Raw genomic sequence first — 23,060 nt, forward strand, 5'->3', positions numbered from 1 at the left:
CGAAAGCGGCGGAAGGACAAATGAAATAATGCGGGCGGCCATGTTGTTTTGCTTTACACGGCCGCCGACAACGCCCGCCCGCATGCCACGCCGGACGCCCATGCCCACTGGAAGTTATAGCCTCCCAGCCAGCCCGTCACATCCACCGCCTCGCCCACGAAATACAGGCCCGGAACCGTGGCCGCCTCCATCGTTTTCTGATTGAGCCCGCGCGTATCCACCCCGCCCCGCATCACTTCCGCTTTCTTGTAGCCCGCCGTTCCGTCAGGCAGCAGCGTCCAGCAATGAATCTGTCCGGCAAGACGCCGCAGCGCCTTGTCCGGCACATCGGCCAGGCGCAGCGCCCCGGCGTCTTCGCCCATCCCGTCGATATTGGCCAGCCACCGATCCGCCAGGCGCTTGGGCCACAAGCCCGCCAGCACCGTGCCCAGCTGCTGGCGGCTGCCGGACTTCGCCGCCAGCAGATCGCGCTCCAGGTCCTGATGCGGCGCCAAATCCACATGTATAGCCTCGCCCGGATCCCAGAAGCTGGATATCTGCAGGATCGCCGGCCCTGACAGGCCGCGGTGCGTAAACAGCAGGTCCTCCAGGAACTCCGCCTGCTGCCGCCCCGCGCCGGCCCGCGGATTGCGCCGCTTGCCGGACCCCGCGCCGGCCGCCGCCGCAGTAGCAGCAGCGCCCGCCGGCGCCGCGCTTCCCGCATCGTTCTTTACGATGACCTCCAGCGCCACCCCGCTCAGCGCGGCAAAGGGCTGCCAGGCCTGCGCATCGAAAGTCAGGGGCACCAGCGCCGGGCGGGGCTCGACCACCTTCAGGCCGAACTGCCGCGCTATGCCCAGCGCGAAATCCGTCGCGCCCAGTTGCGGAATCGCCATGCCGCCGCTGGCCATCACGAGCTGGCGCGCAGAAATATTGCCCTGGCTGGTGCGCAGGAGGAAGGCATCCCCGTCGCGCGCGATCTCATGCACCGAACAAGGCATGCGCCACGCCACGCCGCCCTCGTCGCATTCGCGCTTGAGCATGGCGATAATGCTCTCGCTCGACTCGTCGCAGAATAACTGGCCGCGATGCTTTTCGTGCCAGCGGATGCCGTGCTTTTCGACGAGATCGATGAAATCGCGCGGCGTGTACGCCGCCAGCGCCGAACGGCAGAAATGCGGGTTCTGCGACAGGAAATTGGCGGGCGTCGCGCCGATATTGGTGAAGTTGCAGCGCCCGCCGCCCGAAATGCGGATCTTTTCCGCCAGCCGCGCGGCATGGTCGACGAGCACCACGCGCAGGCCGCGCTGCCCGGCGACGGCGGCGGCCATCATGCCCGCCGCCCCCGCGCCTATGACCGCCACATCGAAACGGCTGGACACGCGCGCTATTCTTCTTTTATGCAGTCGACGTAATACCTGTCGGCGCCGGCCGCGTCCGTATCGTGCGCCAGGCCATGGACATAGGTTTCAAAGCCGGGGAACTTGGCATTGAATTCGCGCGCGAAGCGCAGGTAATTGACGATGCGGCTATTGAAACGCTCGCCCGGTATCAGCAGAGGAATGCCCGGCGGGTAGGGCGTGAGCAGCACCCCGGTCACGCGCCCTTCCAGGTCATCGATGGAAACGCGCTCGGCCTCCCGGTGGGCCATCTTGGCGTAGGCGTCGGACGGCTTCATCGCCGGCACCATGTCGCTCAGATACACTTCGGTCGTCAGGCGCGCGAGATCGTATTTGCGATAGGTCTCGTGGATTTGCTGGCAAAGATCGCCCATGCCCATTTTTTCGTACATGCGATGCTGCTTGCAGAAGTCCGGCAATATGCGCCACAAGGGTTGGTTGCGGTCGTAATCGTCCTTGAACTGCTGCAGCGCCGTAAGCAAGGTGTTCCAGCGGCCTTTGGTGATGCCTATGGTGAACAGGATGAAGAAGGAATACAGCCCGGTCTTTTCGATCACCACGCCGTGCTCGGCCAGATATTTCGACACCAGCGCCGCCGGAATGCCGGTTTCGGCGAATGTGCCGGAAATATCCAGCCCCGGCGTCACCACCGTGGCCTTGATGGGGTCCAGCATATTGAAGTCTTCGGCCAGGTCGCCGAAGCCGTGCCATTCGTCGCCCGACACCAGCAGCCAGTCGTCGCGGTTGCCTATGCCGTCGGACACCAGGCGGTTGGGGCCCCATACCTTGAACCACCAGTCGTTCCTGCCGAATTCCGATTCCACCTTGCGCATCGCGCGGCGGAAGTCCAGCGCCTCGGAAATGCTTTCCTCGACCAGCGCCGTGCCCCCGGGAGGCTCCATCATCGCGGCGGCCACGTCGCAGGACGCGATGATCGCGTATTGCGGCGAGGTCGACGTGTGCATCAGGTAGGCTTCATTGAAAACGTTGCGGTCGAGCTTGCGGGTGACCGAATCCTGCACCATGATCTGCGAGGCCTGGGACAGGCCGGCCAGCAGCTTGTGCGTGGAGTGCGTGGCGAAGACCATGGCGTCCTGGCTGCGCGGCCGGTTCTCGCCTATGGCGTGCATATCCTTGTAGAACTCGTGGAAGGCCGCGTGCGGCAGCCAGGCTTCATCGAAATGCAGGGTGTCGATCTCGGAGCCGAGCTTTTCCTTGATCATTTCGACGTTGTAGATGACCCCGTCGTAAGTGCTTTGGGTAAGCGTCAGGATGCGCGGCTTCTTGTTCTTGGCATTGCGCGCGAACGGATTGGCCTCGATTTTCTTGCGGATGTTTTCCGGTTCGAATTCCTCGAGCGGGATGGGTCCGATGATGCCCAGGTGGTTGCGCGTAGGCCGCAGGAACACCGGTATGGCCCCCGTCATGGTGATCGCGTGCAGTATCGATTTATGGCAATTGCGGTCGATGACCACCACGTCGTCCGACGCCACGTTGGCATGCCAGACGATCTTGTTGGACGTGGAAGTGCCGTTGGTCACGAAGAAGCAATGGTCCGCGTGAAAGATGCGGGCGGCGTTCAGTTCGGACTCGGCGATCGGGCCGGTATGGTCCAGCAGCTGGCCCAGCTCGTCGACCGCGTTGCAGACGTCGGCGCGCAGCATGTTTTCGCCGAAGAACTGGTGGAACATCTGCCCGACCGGGCTTTTCAGGAAAGCCACGCCGCCCGAATGGCCGGGGCAGTGCCAGGAATACGAGCCGTCGGACGCGTACTTGACCAGTTCGCGGAAAAACGGCGGCGCCAGCCCGTCGAGATAGGAGCGCGCCTCGCGGATGATGTGGCGGGCCACGAATTCGGGGGTGTCCTCGAACATGTGGATGAAGCCGTGCAGTTCGCGCAGGATATCGTTGGGGATGTGCTGCGAAGTGCGCGTCTCGCCGTACAGGTAGATGGGAATGTCTTCATTGCGGAAACGCAGCTCGCCGATGAAGGAACGCAGGTTCTTGATGGCGTTGGCCACGTCCTCGGGCGAATCGACGTCGAATTCCTCATCGTCGATCGACAGGATGAACGCACTGGCGCGGCTTTGCTGCTGCGCGAATGAGCTGAGGTCGCCATAGCTGGTGACGCCCAATACCTCGACGCCTTCGGCTTCTATGGCCGAAGCCAGGGCGCGGATGCCGAAACCGGAAGCGTTTTCGGAGCGGTAGTCTTCATCGATGATGACGATGGGGAAACGGAATTTCATGCAATAGCTCCTGCTAAGTGCGAGGCAGGGTCACGCCAAGCTGACCCTGGTATTTGCCGCCGCGATCTCGATAAGAGGTTTCGCAAACCTCGTCACCTTCGAAAAACAGCATCTGTGCACAACCTTCGCCAGCGTAGATCTTGGCGGGCAGGGGCGTGGTGTTGGAAAATTCCAGCGTGACGTGGCCTTCCCATTCGGGCTCCAGGGGGGTCACGTTCACGATAATGCCGCAACGGGCATACGTGCTTTTGCCCAGGCAAATGGTAAGGATACTCCGGGGTATGCGGAAATACTCCACGGTGCGGGCCAGCGCGAACGAATTCGGCGGGATGATGCATACGTCGCCCTTGAAATCGACGAAAGACTTCTCGTCGAAAGCCTTGGGGTCGACGATGGTCGAATTGATATTGGTAAAAATCTTGAACTCGTCGGCGCAGCGCACATCGTAGCCATAGCTGCTGGTGCCGTAGCTGACAATGCGTTTACCGTCGACCGAACGGACCTGGTCTGGTTCGAAGGGTTCTATCATGCCGGTTGCGGCAACGCTCCGGATCCAGCCATCATGTTTTATGCTCATAGCCCTGACCTTATTAGATTGGCGCGTATTTTATCGCTCTTACGCCTTCACGTAGCGCGCCCGGCAAAAAAAAGCCCCCACGCTTCACCGCTTACGCGGCTCGCTATCCACCTCGCGGCCTGCATGCCGCTCGGGTTCGCCAGGCACAGGACAGTCCGCAGGGATTGTCCTGTGTCCGGGCTCATCCCCCAAGGGGGTGTTTTTTGCCTTGGGGCGGCCCGGCGGCAAAAAAAACTACTCCCTCGAGAACCAGCGGTATACGAGCGCCAGGCCGTTTATCGTTCCGACGTTCAGTTCGGCCGTCAGCCCGCGCGCCAGCTGATAGCCCGCCCGGCCCACTGTGCCGGTGTCGGACAGGGCCTGCTGGATGCTCAGCGTGATGCCGCTGGACAAGGTTTTGCTGACCGAGACGAATTTGCGTTCGATATCGCTGGTGCCGCTGTCCAGCCGGCTTACCACGCTTTCGGCGGGCAGGATGCTGCCGGCGCTGCCCAGTTCGCCCGACTTGATGCTGACCTCGTCCACCCCGAATTTGCGGTAGAACGGCTCGCCGCTGCCCAGGAAGGACGTGCCGACCGAAAACAGCAGGGCCATGTCGCCGCCGGACTCGTCGGCGCCGTGGCCCAGCAGCAGCCATGACAGCTTTTCGATCTCGCTGACGGCGGGGTACGATACCAGGTCTATGCGCGGCCGCTTGGCCGTGCCGGCCACCCGCACCCCCGCCTCGACGGCCAGGCCGGTGCGCAAGGCCTCGATGTCCAGGACGGGGCTGGCGATATCGCCCTGGAAGGTAATCGTGCCGCGGCGCAGCTGCAGGCGCTGGCCATAGGTCTCGATGGCGCCGCCGCGGGTCCTGAGCGCCCCGACCCCGGTCAGCTTTCCGCCTTTCATCATGATGTGCAGATTGCCTACCAGGCCGGAATTCACGCCATAGCCCGTCAGGTAGAAGCGGCTGCCCAGGTCGACGTCCAGCTCCATGGAAAGATCCAGCGGCACGCTCGGCGCCTGCTTTTCCTGGCCCGGCCGCAGAACCACCACATCGCTGTCCACCGTCGGAATGCCGCCCAGCATGTCAAGATCGAACCAGCCCGCATCGGCGGTGATGGCGCCGCTGATCGCGATCCTGGGCAGTTCCAGCGCCAGACGCAGCTTGCCGGTGACCATGGCGTACCGGTCCGAACGCTGCAATAGCGGGTAGCGGTACATGTCGACATCGACAGTGCCGCGCGATTCGAACAGGTTCCAGTCGCCCGTGATGTCCAGCTTGCCGCCCTTGGCCTCCGGATTGGTGCTGACCCACTCGGCCGTGCGCCATTCCTTGGGCGTGACCCGCAAGGTCGCCGGGAAGCTCAGCTTCTCGAGGATCAGGCGTTCATTGTCCAGCCTTGCGGAAAGCGTGCCGTCAAGCAGGCGGATGCCATCGTCGATGCGGATGAACCGGATCTTCTGCCCGGTGATGGTGCCGCTGCTGTCCCATGCGCCATTGGGCCGGCTTTGCAACTGCACATTGGCCCTGACCGCTCCGCCCACTTCCATGGCGTCGCCCAGGAACAGGCTGGTCCAGCCCAGATCGTCGATATCCGCGTCGATCTTGGCCGTCTTGCTGTCTTTGGGGTCCAGCGCCAGGCCGCCGCCGGCCGTCGCATGGACAAGCGTCGCCGCCGTCGCCGAAACACGGCCCATTCTCGCGGTCTTCACGTTCAGGTCGGCCGTGAGCCGACTGGTGGAGCCATTGCTGCGCTTGGCGTTCAAATCCAGCCTGAAAGTCTGCAGCCCCAGGGGAACCGGCGGCTCGGACGGAACCATGACATCGCCCGACAGCCGCTCGATATGGGCATCGCCCTCGAGCGCCCCGGCGAACTTCAGGTTCCAGCCGAGGCCCAATACGATCTCGGACAGGGCATGGCCCTTGTCGGCCTTGATCGTTATGCCGCCGCGGTCGGCCTCTTCTTTCGCCTGGAGCTTGAATTTTTTGCGCAGATCGGCGACCAGGCGCGGGGAAATCGGCAGCCTGGCGATGGCGCCCTGGGTCTCCCAGCGCCCGGCGCCGCCGCGCGAACCTCGGTGGTCGAGCACGAACAGCCGCCGCGAGGACATCAGAAATTCCATCTGGGCGGCGCCGACCTGCCATTGCCATGCCGGCGCCGCCACACCCGGCAGAAAGCTCACGCTGACGGGCGCGGCCGAGCGCAGGCCCAGCCCGGCGTGGTCGGCGTCCAGGGCCGATATCGTGCCGCGCCAGCCTTCGGCGCCATCCTGCCCGGGTACGCCCGCGCCCCAGCCTCCCGCCAGCGCCACATGCGCCTTGCCCGGCGCGCTGCCGACTTCCTGCGGCCGGCTCGCCGCCGGCGTGTATTGCGCGGTCAGATCGGCTTTGTGGCTGGCCAGCGTACCGGCCACATCGCCCTGCAGGCTCCCGCCGCCGGGCACGCCGGGCCAGAAGGCCGCCAGATCGGGCGCCATCAGGTTCAGCTTCAGGCCGGTGTCGGCGGCGCCCAGGGCGCCCTTGGCCTGCAAATGATTCTTGCCCAGATGCAGGTCCATGTCCAGGGCGGCCAGTTGCAAGCCCTGCCACAGCGGCGCGGCCGCCGTCCCTGACCCTGTTCCTGCCCCTGTTCCTGCCCCTGTTCCTGCCCCTGTTCCTGCCCCTGTTCCTGCCCCTGTTCCTGCCCCTGTTCCTGCTCCTGTGTCCGTTCCCGCACCCATGCCCGTTCCCGTGTCGACGCCAGTGCCCGCTGCCTGCGCCGCGCCGCCGGCGGGCGCGGCGGTGTTGACCACACTTGCCTTCAAGGCGCCCGACAGGGCCTGCTTGTTCCAGCGCGACCCTTCGGCGAAATTCAAGGCCACGTCGGCCGACAGCAGGTCGCTGTGGCCGCGCAGCCGCACATCGAAATCGGCCGCCGTGGTGATGACGGCGGGAGGTATCGACGGGCCCACGAGCTGGCCCACGTCCAGCTTCTCGCTGCGCAGCGTCCCCACCAGGCGGTCATGGACAATGTTGTCGACCAGGGAGGAAGCCCAGTCCAGATTGCCGTGCAGGGAAGAACCATCCGCCAATTGCAAGTCCAGCGCGGCATCCTTGAGCGGAAAGGCGGCGCGCGGGGTGAGCGAGGCATGGGCGTCCAGGCTCATGCCCTGCCCGGAGCCTTTCAAGGCGACCTTGAGCGCGTCCAGGCTGCCCTCGATGCGGGTGTCGATGTCCAGCGCGCAGGGCTCCTCCTGCGCCTGTCCGGCGTCCGCCTGGCCGCCACCCGGGTTTTCGGCGGGCGCCTCCCGCCCCTCGGCCGCCGCGGCCGCCTTTGCGTCCGTCGAACCCTTGTCCGTCGAACCCTTGTCCATCGAACCCTTGTCCGTCGAACCCTTGTCCGTGGAATCCTTGTCCGTGGAACCCTTGTGCGGGACGGCAGTCTTCGCGTCCGCGGCGGCCTTGTGCGCGGCTGGCAGCGACGGCAGGAAACGGCGCGCGCACAAGGGCGTATCGGCCGTAAGGCCGATGGCGCGGGTCGTGAAATGCGCTTGCATGGGCCAGGGATCCCGCAAGCCCAGCACCTTGAGCTCGCCCTCGAAAGCCGCTTGCATCTGCTCGTGGCCCAGTTCCAGGCTCCGGACCACCAGTTGCCCGCCTTCCTCGGTCAGGGCCAGCGACGTGGACAGCTTCTGTATGCTCAAGGGCAGCAGTTCGCCGTCCTGGCGCACGATCAAGTCATCGACGGCAAGGCGGTCTATGGCCACCCGCAGGGGCAGCGCGGGCATTTCGAAGGGCTCGCCCGGCGGCTGGCCGGGCGTGCTGGTCAGCGCCACGGTTATGGTGTTGGCCGACAAATCCTGCACATGCAGGCGCCTGTGCAGCAACTCGGGCCAGCGCGCCTGCAGGTGCAGGCCGTCCAGCGCGACGGCAACGCCCGGCAAGGCGAGCTCGAAATCGTCGACGTACAAGCCGTCCCAGATGGTCCCCGAAACGCCGCTGACCCGGCCGTCGAGCTGCTGGGCCGCCGTGACCAGAACCCAGCGGCTGCCGGAAGGCGTGCCCAGCGCCCAGTACAGGAAACTGCAGCAGACCAGGAGCAGCAGGACGATGATGGGTCCGGCCCAGATGAGGATTCCGCGCAGCCAGCGCAATACCGTGCTCAAAATGCGATACCCAGGGAAAAGTGCAGACGCAGGCGGTGATCGCGCTGGCCGTAAGCCACATCGACGAAGAAAGGCCCGGCCGGCGTGCGGACCGCCAGGCCGACGCCATAGCCCAGCGACATTTTCATTTGGCCGAAGGACGGCGCGGCATCGCCGGCATCCACGAAGAAATTCATGCCCAGCTGCTCTGTGAAATAATGGGTGTACTCGACGCTGGCCACGGCCAGGGCGGGAGCGCCCACCACGGCGTCGCCGCTTTCCAGCCCTATGCTTTGGTAGCGGTAGCCGCGTACCGAGCGGGCCCCGCCGGTACGATAACCGAAATCCTGCGGCAGGCGGTCCGTCTGCGACCAGACTTTGCCCACCTCGCCGCGCAATGTCAGGACATCGCGCCGGCCCATGGGCCACCACTGCTGCAGGCGCAGGCTGGACCGGTAAAACGGCTCGCCCTTGTCCAGGGTGACGCCGGCGCCCAGGCCAAAATCGATCAGGTTGCCTTCGCGCGGGTCGTACTTCTTGTCCACGTCGCGGCGCAGCCACTGCCAGGTGCCGACCAGCGTGGGCACCTCGAAGGCATCGCCGCCGCTGATATCGGTCTTGTCGTAGGCGGCGATCAGCCCCCACTGGGTTTCATAGCCGACCCGGCTGCCGCCCCCGGCCTCGCGTTCCCGCTTGCGCTTCCACCCCAGCCCCAGGCGCGAATTGTCCAGCCCCTCGATGTCGGAATGGTCGTACAGCACGCCCACGCTATCCTTGTAGCCGCTGAGAGTCGGCGGCAGGTTCACATCGAAAAAGGCGCGCTGCCGGTTCCTGTCTATGCCCACCCCGGTTTCTATCCAGACCGGCTGCCCGAACACCACGTTCTGCCGGTACAGGCCCTCGACCCCGATGCCGTTATCGCTGTCCACCCCCAGCGATGTCGTGAAGCGGCGGGCCGGCGCTTCGGACACCTGCACCCGCACAGGCAGTTCCAGCTCGCCGTCGGGCAGGGTCTTCTGCTCGGTCTGGTCCTGATTCAAGGTGACGAAGGCGCCGCGGAAGAAAGAGGTGGACTGCAGCGCCTGCTGCCAGTCGTCCAGCTTGTCCTGGTCATAGGGGTCGCCGGGGGTGTATTGAATATAGCGGTCTATCAGTTCGGGAGGAACGCGTTTCAGCCCGACGGTGGTCAACTTGCCAAACCGGACCCGCGGCCCGCTTTCCACCGCGACAGACAGATCGGCCTTGGCCTTTTCCGCGTCGACCGTGGCCTGGCTGCCTGTCAGGCGGGCGAAGAAGAAATCCTTGCGGCTGACGCCGTCGAGCAAGGTCTCCTTGGCGCTGTGCCAGGATTCGTTGATGAAAGGCATGCCTTTTTCCAGCGGCCACTCTTTCTTCAAAGTCTGCACCCGCGCGGCGAACTCGGGCCGGGTGATTTGCCCGCTGAAATCCAGATCCACCTGATCGACATGCGAGACCTCGCCCGGCTCGATGATGATGTCCCAGGTTTCCCCGCGAATGTCCTCGCCGACCTCCAGCGTGACCTTGGGCGCGAAATAACCTTGCGTTTCGAGCGCCGACAAGGTGGCGTCGCGCGCGCGCCGGCGCAGCCGCGACACTTCCCCGCCGTCCTGGTCTTCCGCCAGGCGGGTAATGGCTTCTATCGCGCTATTGATGGATTGCAGGGCGGCCGCGGAAGCGCCGCCCGGGTCGATGACAACCTCCGGCTTGGCCGCGTACGCCTCATGCGCAAGGCCCAGCCCCAACAGCAAGCAGAGTACGCCAGCCCGCATTCAGCTACGACTTCCGCGCCACGACGCCGGGCATCTTGGCCGCCATGTCGCGCGGCAGCGCCGCAACATTGGCCGCCAGCGCGGCGGCGATGGCATGATAGGCGCGCGCCGGCTCGCCATCGGGCTCGGCCACGACGCTGGGAGTGCCCGAATCGGTCTGGGTGCGTATGCTCAGTTGCAAAGGCAAGGCGCCCAGCCAGGGCAGGTTGAATTCAGCGGCCATGTTGCGGCCGCCGTTCTCGCCGAAAATGGGCTCGGCGTGGCCGCAGTTGGAACAAATATGTACCGACATGTTTTCGACGATGCCCAGGACCGGCACGTTGACCTTCTGGAACATGCGCAGGCCGCGCCGGGCGTCGGCCAGGGCCAGGTCCTGCGGCGTCGTGACAATGATGGCGCCGGTGAGCGGCACCTTCTGCGCCATGGTCAGGGCGATATCGCCGGTGCCCGGAGGCATGTCGACGATCAGGTAATCCAGGTCGTTCCAGTTGGTCTGCGTCAGCAACTGCGTCAAGGCCTGGGTCACCATGGGGCCGCGCCAGATGGCGGGCGAATCTTCTTCAATCAGAAAGCCTATGGAATTGGCCTGCAGGCCGTGGCCCATCAACGGCTCCATCGTCTTGCCATCCAGGCTTTTTGGCTTGCCCGACAGCCCGAGCATGATGGGCACGCTGGGGCCGTAGATATCGGCGTCCAGCAAGCCCACGCGCGCGCCCTGGCTGGCCAGGGCAAGGGCGACATTGACCGCCGTGGTGCTCTTGCCGACGCCGCCCTTTCCGGAGGCGACGGCAATGATATTGCGGATATTGGGCATGGGCTTGAGGCCGGGCTGAACAGCATGGGTGGCGATCTGGCTGGTAAAACGCAAGGCCCGTACGTTAACGCCTTGCGCGCCCAGAGCCGTTTCAATTCGTTTCCGCAAATCCGCCTGGCCGTTGTGTAATGGATAACCGAGGGGTACAGTGATACTTGCTTCCCCGCCCTCGAGGCCGATTTCGCAGTTTTTCGCGGTCACCGCCAATTTTTTCTGGGTATAAGGATCAATCACCTCGGACAGCATAGCGAGTATTTGGTCAGGATTTAAGCTCATATCGATAGGCCTTACGTGGAAAAATTACACCGAAGCCTCAAGAATAGCGGATTGAGGGAATTATTTTCCCCCTAAGGGGTCTACATAATCACGATGAATATATTTAATCAAATTATCCGCGGCATCCTCTTCCTTGTCCTGGCCATCTTCGGCCTGGCGATGGCGTTCGTGTTCATGGTGTCCACCGCCATCGCCATCGGCATCCTGTATGTCGTAGCCAGGGTCAAGGGCCGGCCCTTCGGCGTCAAGGCCTACTGGGCGGATCGCCGCCAGGCGGGCGACGGTAAAAACATCTTTAAAAACAAAGATGTGACCGATATCGAAATGCGCGAAATCCCGTAAGGGGCGGACCGCCCGGCCATCATACGTGCGCCGGCGGCTCCAGATGGCAATCCGCACACCAAACTTAACGATTCATCACAATTGATCCGCGCCGCGCGTGGGTAATCCGCCCGGTGATCCAGGCGGCTTGCGTTTTTGCGCGCCACTGTCCGGTCGCTAATCCGCTTTTCCGAGCATTCCGCCCGGGAAGCTTGCGCTTTTCCGAGCCTCTTGCCCGGAAAGCTTGCGCTTTTCCGAGCAGCTTGCTCGGGAAAGCCCTAAAATCGCTTTTCCCTTCTTCTTATAACGTTTAGACATGTCGCGCACGCTATTTGTAACTACTGCCCTGCCTTACGCCAATGGATCATTTCATATCGGCCACATCATGGAATACATCCAGGCCGATATCTGGGTGAGGTCCATGCGAATGTCGGGGCATACCGTTCATTTCGTGGGCGCCGACGACGCGCACGGCGCGCCCATCATGCTCAAGGCGGAAAGCGAAGGGATCACGCCGCAGGCGCTGGTGGCCCGCTACGCCGCCGAGCGGCCGCAGTACCTGAACGGTTTCCATATCGAGTTCGACCATTGGCACTCGACCGATTCGGCCGAGAACGTGGCCTTGTCGCAGGACATCTACCGGCGCCTGAAAGCCGCCGGCTTTATCACCTCGCGCGTCATCGAGCAGTTCTACGACCCGGTAAAGGGCATGTTCCTGCCGGACCGCTACATCAAGGGCGAATGCCCGCGCTGCCACGCCAAAGATCAATATGGCGATTCCTGCGAAGTCTGCGGCGCGGTCTATGCGGCCACCGAACTCATCGAGCCCTATTCCACGCTCACCAACGCCACGCCGGTGCTCAAATCGTCGGAGCATTTCTTCTTCAAGCTGTCGGACCAGCGCTGCGTCGAGTTTCTGCAGGCGTGGACCACGGGCAGCAATGCCAGCGGCAACAAGCGCCTGCAGTCCGAAGTGCTGGCCAAGACGCGCGAATGGCTGGGAACCGGCACGGCCGACAGCGAAGCCAATCTGGCCGACTGGGATATTTCGCGCGACGAGCCCTATTTCGGCATCCCCATTCCCGACGCGCCCGGAAAATTCTTCTACGTGTGGCTGGACGCGCCGGTGGGCTACCTCGCCTCGCTGAAAGCGTATTGCAGTCAGCGCAATATCGATTTCGATGCGCTGCTGGACCCCGAAAGCGACACCGAGCAGGTGCATTTCATCGGCAAGGACATCGTCTATTTTCACGCTCTGTTCTGGCCCGCCATGCTGAAATTCTCGGGGCGCAAAACGCCCGACAGCTTGCACGTCCACGGCTTCATCACCGTCAGCGGCGAGAAAATGTCCAAGAGCCGCGGCACCGGGATCTCGCCGCTGCGCTACCTGGAGCTGGGCATGAACGCCGAGTGGCTGCGCTATTACATTGCCGCCAAGCTCAACGCCCACGTCGAAGACCTGGACTTCAATCCCGACGATTTCATCGCGCGGGTCAACAGCGATCTCATCGGCAAGTATGTCAATATCGCCAGCCGCGCCGCCAATTTCATCAGCAAGCATTTCGGCGGCGAGCTGGCCTACCTGGGCGATGCCCAGGCGCTGCGGGATGAACTGGGGCAGGTGGCCGAACAAGTGCGGGCCGACTTCGAGATGCGCGAGTATGGCCGCGCCATCCGCCAGATCATGGCGCATGCCGATCACATCAACCAGGCTTTCGACGCGGCCCAGCCCTGGGTGATGGCCAAGGGCATAGCCGGCGCGGACGCCGCGCAGAAGGCCGCGCTGCAAGACGTTTGTTCGCGGGCGCTGGCCGGCTTCAAGGCGCTGTCCGTCATGCTGGCGCCGGTATTGCCGGTATTGGCCGACAGGACCGCGATGGAACTGTTCGGCGCCGCCGGCGGCTACCTGTGGGCCGACGCCGCCGAGCTGCCCGCGCGGATATCCCCTTTCAAGCACTTGATGCAGCGGGTCGAGCCCAAGATGCTCGACGATCTTTTCGAACCGCCGGCCGCCCCGGTGGCGATACCGGGCGGGCAGGCGATTGCCGACGTCATCGACATCAAGGACTTCGCCAAGGTCGACCTGCGCATCGCCCATATCGTCAACTGCGAAGCCGTGGAAGGCTCGGACAAATTGCTGCGCCTGACGCTGGACGCGGGCGAAGGGCGCCACCGCCAGGTATTTTCGGGCATCAAGGCCTCGTATGCGCCCGGCGACCTGATCGGCAAGCTCACAGTGCTGGTCGCCAACCTGGCGCCGCGCAAAATGCGTTTCGGCATATCCGAAGGCATGGTGCTGGCCGCCAGCCACGGCGACGACAAGGTCGATCCGGGCATCTATATTCTTGAACCCTGGCCAGGCGCCCAGCCGGGCATGCGCATCAGCTAGGGCCGCGGCGTGAGCATACATTTCGACCCTGACCGCCAGGTGGCCGGCTATCGCAGCACCATGGTCAGCGTCGCCGTCAATATCGTGCTCACGATAGCGCAGATGGCGATCGGGCTGTTCGCCCACTCGGCCGCCCTGGTGGCCGACGCCATACATTCGCTGTCCGACCTGGTATCGGACGGCGTCGTGCTGGTGGCCAACCGCCACAGCCAGAAAGCGCCGGATGCCGGCCACCCTTACGGGCACCGGCGCTTCGAAACGGCCGCAGCGCTCATCATCGGCGCGCTGCTGCTGTCGGTGGGCATAGGCATGCTGTGGAGCAGTTTCGTCAAGCTGCAAAGCCCCGAGAATATTCCCAAGGTGCACAGTATCGCGCTCGCCGTGGCCATGCTGGCGCTGGTTTCCAAGGAAATCCTGTTTCGCTACCTGCTGGGCGTGGCCAAGAGCGTGCGCTCGTCCATGCTGGCCGCCAACGCCTGGCATGCCCGCTCGGACGCCGCCTCGTCCCTGGTCGTAGCCATAGGCATCCTGGCCAACCTCGTCGGCTTTCCCCTGGCCGACCCGCTGGCCGCGCTGATCGTGGGCCTGATGATCATACGCATGGGCTGGAAGTTCTTTTTTGTTTCATTCAACGACCTGATGGACCAGGCGGTCGACGAGGTCACCGCCGAACGCATACGCGGCCACCTGCTCTCGACCCCCGGCGTGCACGGCATACATGCAATGAAAACGCGCAAGCTGGGGGACATGATCTGGGTCGAAGTCGACCTGGAAATGGACGGCGCGCTGACCATCGCCCAAGGGCACGCCATTGCCACCGAAGCGCGAAAACGCGTGATGCAATACGAACCCGTGCTGGACGTGACGACGCACTTCGATCCGGTGGCATCTTCAGCCGGCCAATCGGGCGGCGGTTCGCCGCCCCCATAAGTACACACCTGCGCCGCGCAATAAGGCAATGAGCAAACCCGACAGGCATACCCACAAGCGTCCCAACGTGCCCAATATCTTGCCGGAATGCACAGGGTACTTCCAGACGATCCGCCCGCTATCGCAGCGCGTCCGGGGCAGCGGGCCGGTCAAACGCGACGGCCATGATAGGCTTGGCCCATTCGGGCACTTCGCTCAGTGCGACGTGCGAGACGATACGCGCCTCTTGCATGTGCAACAGCAATACGGGCTGGGGACGCACTCCCTTTTTCGGATCACCTTGTACGCTGTTATCGTAGACACGAAGACTTGCCGGGCAAGGCAATAACTTGATCAGATTGGCTCGACTGCTGTCAAAGCGCTCGCGGATCTTTTGCCCGGGGATGTCATGCCCACCGGCCGCTACCCGCTCTCTTACCCGCTGTATATGCAGGTCCGGGTTTGAGAGTCCCGCATACCAGATGTGGACCTGTGCCCCGTCTCTGGCACCAGCGAGCAGCATGTCGGTGATCGTGGAGGCGCCCAAGGTCGTCTCGAACGCGAAATTCAGACCCTCGCCCAGGGCGCACTGGAGCCCGTCGCGGCCAAGCTGCCAGGCCTGTGCGTTGGCCGCCTCGAGCGCCATGCCCGGATTGCTCTGCAGCACCGTCCGAGCCGCAAGATCCGGATTGTAATAGGACACGCCGCGTGCCTGCAGCGCAGCGCCGCCAATGCTGCTTTTGCCGGCGCCATTGACGCCGGCGAGCACAAAAATGCGACCCGGCATTACGTCGAGGACGGGCCAGGGCCGGCAGCATGCACCGCCGCCTTGCCTAACTCCCGCGGCGTCATATCAAAGGCCTGGGCCATCGCCTGCGCGGCCTGCGCGCCCTGCATGCGGGCGAACATGTCGTCGAACTGCCGCGTAAGCGCGTCGAGATTCGGCTCGGCCGCCTGCTGCAGCTTCATATAGTGATCGACAGACATGAGCACCATCGTGGGCTGTTCGTGCCGTGTAATGACCACGGCGCCCTGAGTCATGACGGCGCGCGTGACCTTCTGCATGCCAGCCACTAAATGTGTGGCCGATATCGAAGACAAATTGCGCGTCAAACGCTCCAATGCCGTGGGGCGCGAACTCGGCGTATCGTTCATTGTCCACTCCAAAGAAAGTATCGTTCTGCGTATTTTATCTAATTTATGTATTTTATGTAATCTGCGTCTATTAGCAGCTACCCATAACGGCAGACCGATCCCGCTCGATCAAGCCGCCTGCAGGCAACATGCGCCCGGAGCCCCTTCCTCCTCTATCCCATGTGCGCCTGACCTTTTATGGGCGCATTCTGATTTCGCAAATGGGCGCAATGGTGGCGATGCTCAGTGCGAACAGGCAATCGTATCGCCGGCGCGTCGCTCGGATTGCTATTGCGCGGGAAGCGCCCAGGCGACCACGCCATCGCCGATCTTGGTGCCCATGGACCCGTTGCCGCCAATATAGGCAACCACGTATTGACGCCCGTCGAGCTCATAGCTCATAGGCGTGGCGCCCGTGCCCGCGTCGACCCTTTGTTCCCATAGAAGCTTGCCGGTCTGGGTGTCGAAGGCGCGCATGAAATTATCCATGGCCGCGCCGATAAAAGTCACGCCGCCCGCGGTGGTCATGGCGCCGCTATCGCTGGGCGTGCCCATTTCAAGCTTTATATGGGACTTGATGCCCATCGGCCCCTGATCGTAGCCTGTGCCCAAGGGGCGGCGCCACAGGATGTCTTGCGTGCGCATGTCGATTGCCGCGAGGTAGCCATAAGGAGGCGCGATGCACGGAAGGTTGAGCCCCGACATCCATGGGCGCTTCACCGCGCCGTAAGGCAGGCCGATCTGCGGCATGATCTTCGGTCTGTGGCCGCTATTCTGGAAGATCGACTTGGCGCCCTTGGTCTCGTCGCGCGGGATGAGAAATATCTGGTACGGCAAGCGCTCGGTGTTGATGACCATGATCCCGCGATCGGGATCCACCGACAGGCCGCCCCAGTTCATGCCGCCATGATTGCCCGGATAGCCGATAGAGCCTTCCCCCAACGCCGGCGGCGTGAACAGGCCCTCGTAGCGCATTTTGCGGAAGTGGATACGGCACAGCGCCTGGTCGAAGGGCGAAATGCCCCACGTGCTGGCCTCGGTGAGTGTCTCGAAATCCTTTCCCGGAGCGCCCACTGTATTCGGCATCCCCGGAGAAATGGGTTGCGTGGGCGCGACACGCTCGTTCGGCACCCCCGCCTTCGTCGGAACGGGAATCTCCTGCACCGGCATCAGCGGCGCGCCAGTCTCGCGGTCCAGCACAAAGATCATGCCGGATTTCGTCGCCTGGATGATCGCCGGACGCGGGCCGCCAGGCGTCTGCCAGTCGGTCAGCGTGGGCTGCGGGCCGATATCGAAATCCCAGATGTCGTGATGAACCGTCTGGAAGTGCCAGCGCACCGCGCCGGTTTTCACATCGAGCGCGACGACGGCCGAATTGAATTCGTCGTCTTCCTTGCTGCGCTTGGCGCCGTAAAAGTCGCCCGATGCGTTGCCGGTGCCGACATAGACCAGGCCCAGACCCTCATCGGCGGAAATGAGGGTCCAGACATTCGGTGTGCCGTAGCGATATTGTTCACCTTCCGCCGGCGGCGTATTGACGCCGGGCCGCGCCAGATCCCACACCCAGCGGATTTTTCCGGTCACGGCGTCGAAGCCGCGCACGACACCCGAAGGAGCGCGGTAATCCTGACCGTCCGATATCTTGTGGCCAACGATCGCGACGCCATCGACGATCGCCGGCGGCGAGGTGACCGCGACAAAGCCGGGCACGGTGGGGCCTATGCCTTCGGTCAGGTCGACTTGGCCATTGTCGCCAAAATCGCGGCAAGGCTCGCCCGTCTGCGCGTCGACCGCCAATAGGCGGCTGTCCATCGTGCCCCAGACGATGCGGGCGCCGCATTGCGCCAGGGCTTGCGGCGCCTGGTAATAGGACACCCCCCGGCAGATCACAATGCCGTTGTTTTCCAGGGCCTTTGCGTCCGTCTTCGGGTCGAAGCGCCATTTCTCCTTGCCGGTCGCCGCATCGAGCGCAAACACCTGCCCCGTGGGACTGCATGTATAGAGCGTGCGGCCTATCATCAGCGGCGTGCTTTCCCCCGCCCAGTTCAGCGTGCTTCCTTCAGGCGGCATGTCCCCGGTGTGGAATTCCCACGCTTGCTCCAATTTTCCGGCATTGGCCGGAGTGATCTGCCCGGACGGCGCGAACTTCTGCGCCAGGTTGGAGCCGCCATACGCCGTCCAGCTGCCGGCGTCATTGGCGGCGGCGACTTGTCCATTCGTCCCGTCTATCGTGCGGCTGCCATAGTTCTGCCGGGGGCGGCTGGACACGCTGTCCGCGCTCGCCGTCTCGACATAGGGATTGTCGAACAAGGGTATCAGGAGGACGGCGAGCATCAGCAAAGAGATTCCGCCTGTCGCCAGGCCGTAGGCCATGCGCGTGATCGTCGTTCCGTTTCTTGTCGTCAGCCGGCGCACAGGCGCCTGCAATGCCCAGAGCACTAAACCCATGACGATCAGCAAGTTGTAGCGCGGCACCAGAGCCCAGCCATCCCAGCCGGCCTCCCACAAGCCCCAGACCAGCGTAGCCACCGCCATGGCGGCGAAAACCCAGATCGCCAGCCTGCGGTGCAGCGCGAGCAGCCCCGCGAAGATCAGGATCGCGATCCCCATCACGGCGTAATAAGCCGAGCCTCCCACGCTCAATAGCCGCCAGCCCAGATAAACAAGGACCAGGCCGATCACTGCGGCGATGATGGTGTAGAGCAAAAGCAGGACATGTCCAGCGCCCCGGGACTGTTTCTGTTGCATGACGACTCCTGAATTCCTGGTGTTGCCGCGGCCTCTTGAAGGATTCTTCAAACCGACAGTGCATAGCAACTCCTGTACCTGGCCGGAACTCGAGCGCGCTGAAAGGCATTCGATTTTGGCCGTTGCGGCGCTTCACAAGCCATGGATCGATAGCTTACTTGCGTTGTTTCCCGAACATGCCCAGTTCCTCGAGCACCACTTCGCGGGCACACTGCGCAAACACGCGGACCAGCCGGGTCCGCGTATGATAAGGCGGGTACAACAGGCCAATCGCCGCGGGCACCACAGGAAAAAATGGGCGTATTTCTATACCTGCCCTGACACGCTCTTCCTCGGCCGCCACGGGATTGATCAGGCTCACGCCCAGGCCCGCGCCCACCAATGCGCAGATGGAAGCGCCCAAGCTGGCTTCGGCTGAAATGGGCCGCTCGACACGGGCGGCATTGAAGATGCCGTCTATCCGTTCACGCAAGGGGCTTCCACTGGGAAATGAAATGAATGGCTCGGCGGCAAAATCGGCGGGTTTCAATTTCTTTAGTTTCGCCAGGCGGTGGCCGCGCGGCAAGATAGCCACGCAGCTGGCATTCACGATAGGCTCGAACTGCACGCCAGGCGTCTCGTTGTACAACATGGCCAAGCCCGTATTGCAGAACCCGGAGCTGATCCAGCTGTGGACGGTGCTGGCGCTGCCGGACTGTATCGACACCATCACCTCGGGATATTCGGCCTTGAAGCGCACCACGATCCGCGCCAACAATCCGCCCGCCAGGCGAGGCATGGCCGCGACGCTCAGCCGGCCGGTGCTGAACGAACGGATGCTTGCGGCGGCGGCTTCCAGTCCCGAAAGCCCTATAAACGTTTTCTCCACCTCTTGAAACAAGCGCATGCCGTCGACGGTTGGAGTCAGCCGGCTGCCGCTGCGGTCGAATAAGGCAAACTGCGAGACCGCTTCCAGCTGCGCAATCAAGCGGCTTATTTGCGGTTGTGAAGTATGCATCCGCTGAGCAGCTTCGGTCATCGAGCCCGACAGCATGACAGCGCGAAACGCTTCGATCTGCCGCAGATTCATTCTGCTTGTCGCCATATCATTTCCGCATAGGTGGATACTTAACTAGTATTGGGAAAAACTATACAGTTCAGGGATACTACCGGCAAGAAACAATTACATGCCGCGGTCGCGGCCATAAAGGGAGAAAATGAAAACATTCGCCACTATTTCCGCCGTTGTCGCGCTCTCGGCGATCGCCCATCTCGCACAGGCCGAAGGAGCGAGTCGTCTGGATAAAATCCGCGAAACCGGAACCATCACCCTTGGGCATCCAGAGACTTCCGTACCATTTGCCTACCTGGACGGCAATCAGAAACCCGTAGGCTACACCGTGGAAATCTGCGAGGAAGTGGTAAAGCATATAAAGACGGCGATGAACCTGCCCAGTCTTCAGGTCCGCTACAATCCGACCACCTCGGCCACGCGCATTCCCCTCCTGGCAAACGGCACGATCGATCTTGAATGCGGCAATACCACCAACAAGATCGACCGCCACAAATTCGTGGCCTTCGCCCCCACCACTTTCGTGGCGCAGGTTGTGCTATTGGCCCGCAAGGACGGCGGTGTGGACGTCAACGACCCGTCTTCATTCCGCGGCAAGGCAATCGCCGCGCAAGCGGGCGGCCAGACATTCAAGCGAATTTCGCAGATCAACGCCGAAGGCAATTACGGCATCCAGATCATCGGCGCCAAAGACACGGGCGAAACCTTCCTGATGGTACAAACGGGCCGCGCGGCCGGCTCGGCCAACGACGACGGCCTGGCCTATGGTTCGGTCGCTTCGTCGAAGAATCCCGACGACTTCGTGATCGGCACCAAGAGCCTCGAGATGGCGCCGTACGGAATCATGGAGCCCAAAGACGATCCGGCATTCAAGAAAGTGGTGGATGAAGCCGTGCTCGATCTCATCAAGAGCGGCAAGGTGGCTGCCATCTACGAAAAGTATTTCAATTCGCCCATCCCGCCACACCACATCAACCTCAAGTACCCCATGAGCGACGCGCTCAAGCGGGCCCTGGCCCATCCTACAGATTCCGGCGACCCCGCGGTTTACGAATAAGCCCGGGGCATGAATTACGACTGGAGTTGGCAGGTATTTTGGGAAATGTCGCCGGATGGCGTCCATACCTTCCTGCAAACAATCTTCATCGGCGCGGGCTGGACACTGACACTGTCATTATGCACCTGGGTGTTCGCGCTGTTCTTCGGCTCGATACTGGCGGTATTCCGTACTGCCAAGTCGCGGCCGCTGAATGTATTGGGTACTGTCTACGTCGAGATATTCCGGAATATTCCTTTGCTGGTGCAGATGTTCTTGTGGTATTTCGTATTGCCGGAGCTGCTTCCGGTGCATCTGGGCACGGCCATCAAGCAAATGGCGCAGCCGTGGGGCCAGTTCATTCCGGCGGTGCTGTGCCTGAGCTTTTATGGTTCGGCCCGCATGGCCGAGCAGGTGCGCGCAGGCATTCAATCTTTGCCGCGAGGCCAGTTCCAGGCCGCTACGGCTTTGGGCCTGACACAAGTGCAGGCCTATCGCTACATCATTCTGCCCGAGGCGCTGCGCATCGTCATCGCTCCGTTGACATCGGAGTTCATGGCCGCCATCAAATACTCCTCGCTTGCGCTGACGATAGGCCTGCTGGAGCTGACCGGTCAAGCACGCGCCATGCAGGAATCCAGCTTCCATATTTTTGAGGCATTCAGCGCGGCGACCGTGGTCTATCTGCTCATAAACAGCATCGTGGTGCTTGGCATGCACGCCATGGAGCGGCGCGTCGCCATTCCAGGGCTGATCGGGTCCGCTGTGAAGCGCAACCAGTGGCGCAAGGAAATGACGCATGAATGACTTCGACTTTGCCGCCGTCCTGAACGCCATACCGTATCTGTTCAAAACCGGCATGGCGTTTACAGTGACATTGACCCTGCTTGCCGCGGCCATGGGCCTGGCGCTCGGAACCGTGCTTGCCATGATGCGCCTGTCGCCGTTTCGGCTGCTGTCAGTGCCCGCCGCTATCTATGTCAACATCATGCGGTCGATTCCTTTGCTATTGGTCATCTTCTGGTTCTACTTCTTGATGCCTTATGTCGGCGCCTGGCTGGTGGGTTCGCCAAGGCCGCTGCAGCTGGGCGCATACCGTTCGGCCATTATCACTTTCACAATGTTCGAGGCCGCCTACTTCTGTGAAATCATGCGCGCGGGCATCCAGTCGATTTCTCGCGGCCAGATCGCCGCCGCCATGGCGATAGGCCTCACTCCAGGACAGGCCATGCGCAGCGTGGTGTTGCCGCAGGCCGTGCGCAACATGGTGCCATCGCTGCTGACACGCATCATCATTCTTTTCCAGGATACGTCCCTGGTTTACGTCCTGTCGTTGACGGACTTTCTGGGGGCGGCGTCCAAGATAGGCCAGCGCGACGGCCGGCTGGTGGAGCTTTATCTGTTCGTGGCGCTTGTCTACTTGATAATCTGCGTGACGACATCCCAGGCAGTGAAGCGGCTGGAGATGCGCACTGCCGTTGTGCGCTGACTATATTGCCCGCAAGATTGCGCGGTTGAAATCGATTGGAAACTTACGATGATTGAAATCAAAAACGTCAGCAAATGGTATGGCGACTTTCAGGTATTGAACGACTGCTCCACCAAAGTCGGCAAAGGCGAGGTCGTAGTCGTGTGCGGACCCTCGGGTTCGGGCAAGTCGACGCTGATCAAAACAGTCAATGCGCTGGAGCCCTTCGAAAAAGGCGAAATCACCGTAGGCGCCACTTCCGTGGGCGATCCGCGCACCAATCTGCCGCGCCTGCGCGCGATCGCGGGCATGGTCTTCCAGCATTTCGAACTCTTCCCGCATCTCACCGTGACTGAAAACCTTTGCCTGGGCCAAATAAAGGTGCTCAAGCGCAGCCGCGAGGATGCCCGGGCGCGAGCATGGACATTGCTCGAGCGCGTGGGCCTTTCCGGGCATAAAGACAAGCATCCCGGCTCTCTCTCGGGCGGCCAGCAGCAGCGCGTGGCGATAGCGCGCGCCTTGTCCATGGACCCGGTAGTAATGCTGTTCGACGAGCCCACATCGGCGCTGGATCCGGAAATGGTCAAAGAGGTGCTGGACGTGATGACCGACCTGGCGAGCGAAGGCATGACCATGATGGTCGTGACCCACGAAATGGGCTTCGCGCGCAGGGTGGCCGATCGCGTGATTTTCATGGATGAAGGCCGCATTGTCGAAGATTGCCCCAAGGCGGAGTTCTTCGGCGACGTAAACGCCCGCGCGCCGCGCACCCGCCTCTTTCTTTCAAAAATACTCGAGCATTAAAAGGT

General features: G+C 62.6%; 17 protein-coding genes. 7 read left to right on the forward strand and 10 right to left on the reverse strand.

What is annotated here, in order from left to right:
• Nucleotides 1–53 precede the first annotated feature (53 nt).
• The 6 genes from BUB23_RS03615 to apbC form a co-directional block, all read right to left on the reverse strand.
• On the reverse strand, nucleotides 54–1,313 hold the full coding sequence (locus BUB23_RS03615) for a BaiN/RdsA family NAD(P)/FAD-dependent oxidoreductase (RefSeq protein ID WP_143160892.1): 1,260 nt from the start codon (nucleotides 1,311–1,313) through the stop codon (nucleotides 54–56).
• A gap of 53 nt (nucleotides 1,314–1,366) precedes the next feature.
• A complete protein-coding gene (locus BUB23_RS03620; RefSeq protein ID WP_073101748.1) occupies nucleotides 1,367–3,628 on the reverse strand; it encodes an arginine/lysine/ornithine decarboxylase in 2,262 nt (753 codons plus the stop codon).
• A gap of 13 nt (nucleotides 3,629–3,641) precedes the next feature.
• Complete coding sequence (gene dcd, locus BUB23_RS03625) at nucleotides 3,642–4,205, reverse strand: dCTP deaminase (protein WP_073101749.1); 564 nt, start codon at nucleotides 4,203–4,205, stop codon at nucleotides 3,642–3,644.
• 234 nt (nucleotides 4,206–4,439) lie between these two features.
• On the reverse strand, nucleotides 4,440–8,336 hold the full coding sequence (locus tag BUB23_RS27270) for a translocation/assembly module TamB domain-containing protein (RefSeq protein ID WP_073101750.1): 3,897 nt from the start codon (nucleotides 8,334–8,336) through the stop codon (nucleotides 4,440–4,442).
• Entirely contained in the window at nucleotides 8,333–10,105 is a 1,773-nt protein-coding gene (locus BUB23_RS03635) for an autotransporter assembly complex protein TamA (RefSeq protein WP_073101751.1), read from the reverse strand. The genes BUB23_RS27270 and BUB23_RS03635 overlap by 4 nt, the downstream gene beginning before the upstream one ends.
• Nucleotides 10,106–10,109: 4 nt before the next feature.
• Nucleotides 10,110–11,195, reverse strand: a complete 1,086-nt coding sequence (gene apbC, locus BUB23_RS03640; protein WP_073101752.1) for an iron-sulfur cluster carrier protein ApbC — start codon at nucleotides 11,193–11,195, stop codon at nucleotides 10,110–10,112.
• 93 nt (nucleotides 11,196–11,288) lie between these two features.
• On the opposite strand from apbC, the gene BUB23_RS03645 reads away from it, so the two are divergent.
• From BUB23_RS03645 to BUB23_RS03655, 3 genes are all read left to right on the forward strand, one after another.
• Entirely contained in the window at nucleotides 11,289–11,537 is a 249-nt protein-coding gene (locus tag BUB23_RS03645; protein WP_073101753.1) for a hypothetical protein, read from the forward strand.
• Between the two features lie 295 nt (nucleotides 11,538–11,832).
• Nucleotides 11,833–13,905: a methionine--tRNA ligase gene (gene metG / locus BUB23_RS03650; protein WP_073101754.1), complete on the forward strand. Its 2,073-nt coding sequence runs from the start codon at nucleotides 11,833–11,835 to the stop codon at nucleotides 13,903–13,905.
• Nucleotides 13,906–13,965: 60 nt separating this feature from the next.
• Nucleotides 13,966–14,835, forward strand: coding sequence for a cation diffusion facilitator family transporter (locus tag BUB23_RS03655; RefSeq protein ID WP_084135796.1), 870 nt, complete (start codon nucleotides 13,966–13,968; stop codon nucleotides 14,833–14,835).
• Nucleotides 14,836–14,953: 118 nt separating this feature from the next.
• Here the strand turns inward: BUB23_RS03655 and BUB23_RS03665 are convergent, their stop codons facing one another.
• The 4 genes from BUB23_RS03665 to BUB23_RS03680 form a co-directional block, all read right to left on the reverse strand.
• Nucleotides 14,954–15,601 carry an ATPase gene (locus BUB23_RS03665; RefSeq protein WP_073101756.1) on the reverse strand — a complete coding sequence of 216 codons (648 nt, stop codon included), beginning with the start codon at nucleotides 15,599–15,601 and terminating at the stop codon, nucleotides 14,954–14,956.
• Entirely contained in the window at nucleotides 15,601–15,969 is a 369-nt protein-coding gene (locus tag BUB23_RS03670) for a type II toxin-antitoxin system prevent-host-death family antitoxin (protein WP_073101757.1), read from the reverse strand. The genes BUB23_RS03665 and BUB23_RS03670 overlap by 1 nt, the downstream gene beginning before the upstream one ends.
• A 267-nt stretch (nucleotides 15,970–16,236) precedes the next feature.
• Entirely contained in the window at nucleotides 16,237–18,696 is a 2,460-nt protein-coding gene (locus BUB23_RS03675; protein ID WP_073101758.1) for a membrane-bound PQQ-dependent dehydrogenase, glucose/quinate/shikimate family, read from the reverse strand.
• Between the two features lie 154 nt (nucleotides 18,697–18,850).
• Nucleotides 18,851–19,780, reverse strand: coding sequence for a LysR substrate-binding domain-containing protein (locus BUB23_RS03680; protein WP_143160867.1), 930 nt, complete (start codon nucleotides 19,778–19,780; stop codon nucleotides 18,851–18,853).
• A gap of 112 nt (nucleotides 19,781–19,892) precedes the next feature.
• Here BUB23_RS03680 and BUB23_RS03685 point away from each other — a divergent pair, with 112 nt between their 5' ends.
• Genes BUB23_RS03685 through BUB23_RS03700 form a run of 4 tightly spaced genes read left to right on the forward strand, consistent with a single transcriptional unit; the run spans nucleotide 19,893 to nucleotide 23,055 of the window.
• Nucleotides 19,893–20,804 (forward strand): amino acid ABC transporter substrate-binding protein, encoded by a 912-nt coding sequence (locus BUB23_RS03685; RefSeq protein WP_073101760.1) that lies wholly within the window; start codon nucleotides 19,893–19,895, stop codon nucleotides 20,802–20,804.
• Nucleotides 20,805–20,813: 9 nt separating this feature from the next.
• A complete protein-coding gene (locus tag BUB23_RS03690) occupies nucleotides 20,814–21,590 on the forward strand; it encodes an amino acid ABC transporter permease (protein ID WP_073101761.1) in 777 nt (258 codons plus the stop codon).
• Nucleotides 21,583–22,272: an amino acid ABC transporter permease gene (locus tag BUB23_RS03695; protein ID WP_073101762.1), complete on the forward strand. Its 690-nt coding sequence runs from the start codon at nucleotides 21,583–21,585 to the stop codon at nucleotides 22,270–22,272. The genes BUB23_RS03690 and BUB23_RS03695 overlap by 8 nt, the downstream gene beginning before the upstream one ends.
• A 48-nt stretch (nucleotides 22,273–22,320) precedes the next feature.
• Nucleotides 22,321–23,055, forward strand: coding sequence for an amino acid ABC transporter ATP-binding protein (locus tag BUB23_RS03700; RefSeq protein ID WP_073101763.1), 735 nt, complete (start codon nucleotides 22,321–22,323; stop codon nucleotides 23,053–23,055).
• Nucleotides 23,056–23,060 lie beyond the last annotated feature (5 nt).

The sequence above is a fragment of the Pollutimonas bauzanensis genome, from assembly GCF_900129885.1.
Taxonomy (GTDB): domain Bacteria; phylum Pseudomonadota; class Gammaproteobacteria; order Burkholderiales; family Burkholderiaceae_B; genus Pollutimonas; species Pollutimonas bauzanensis.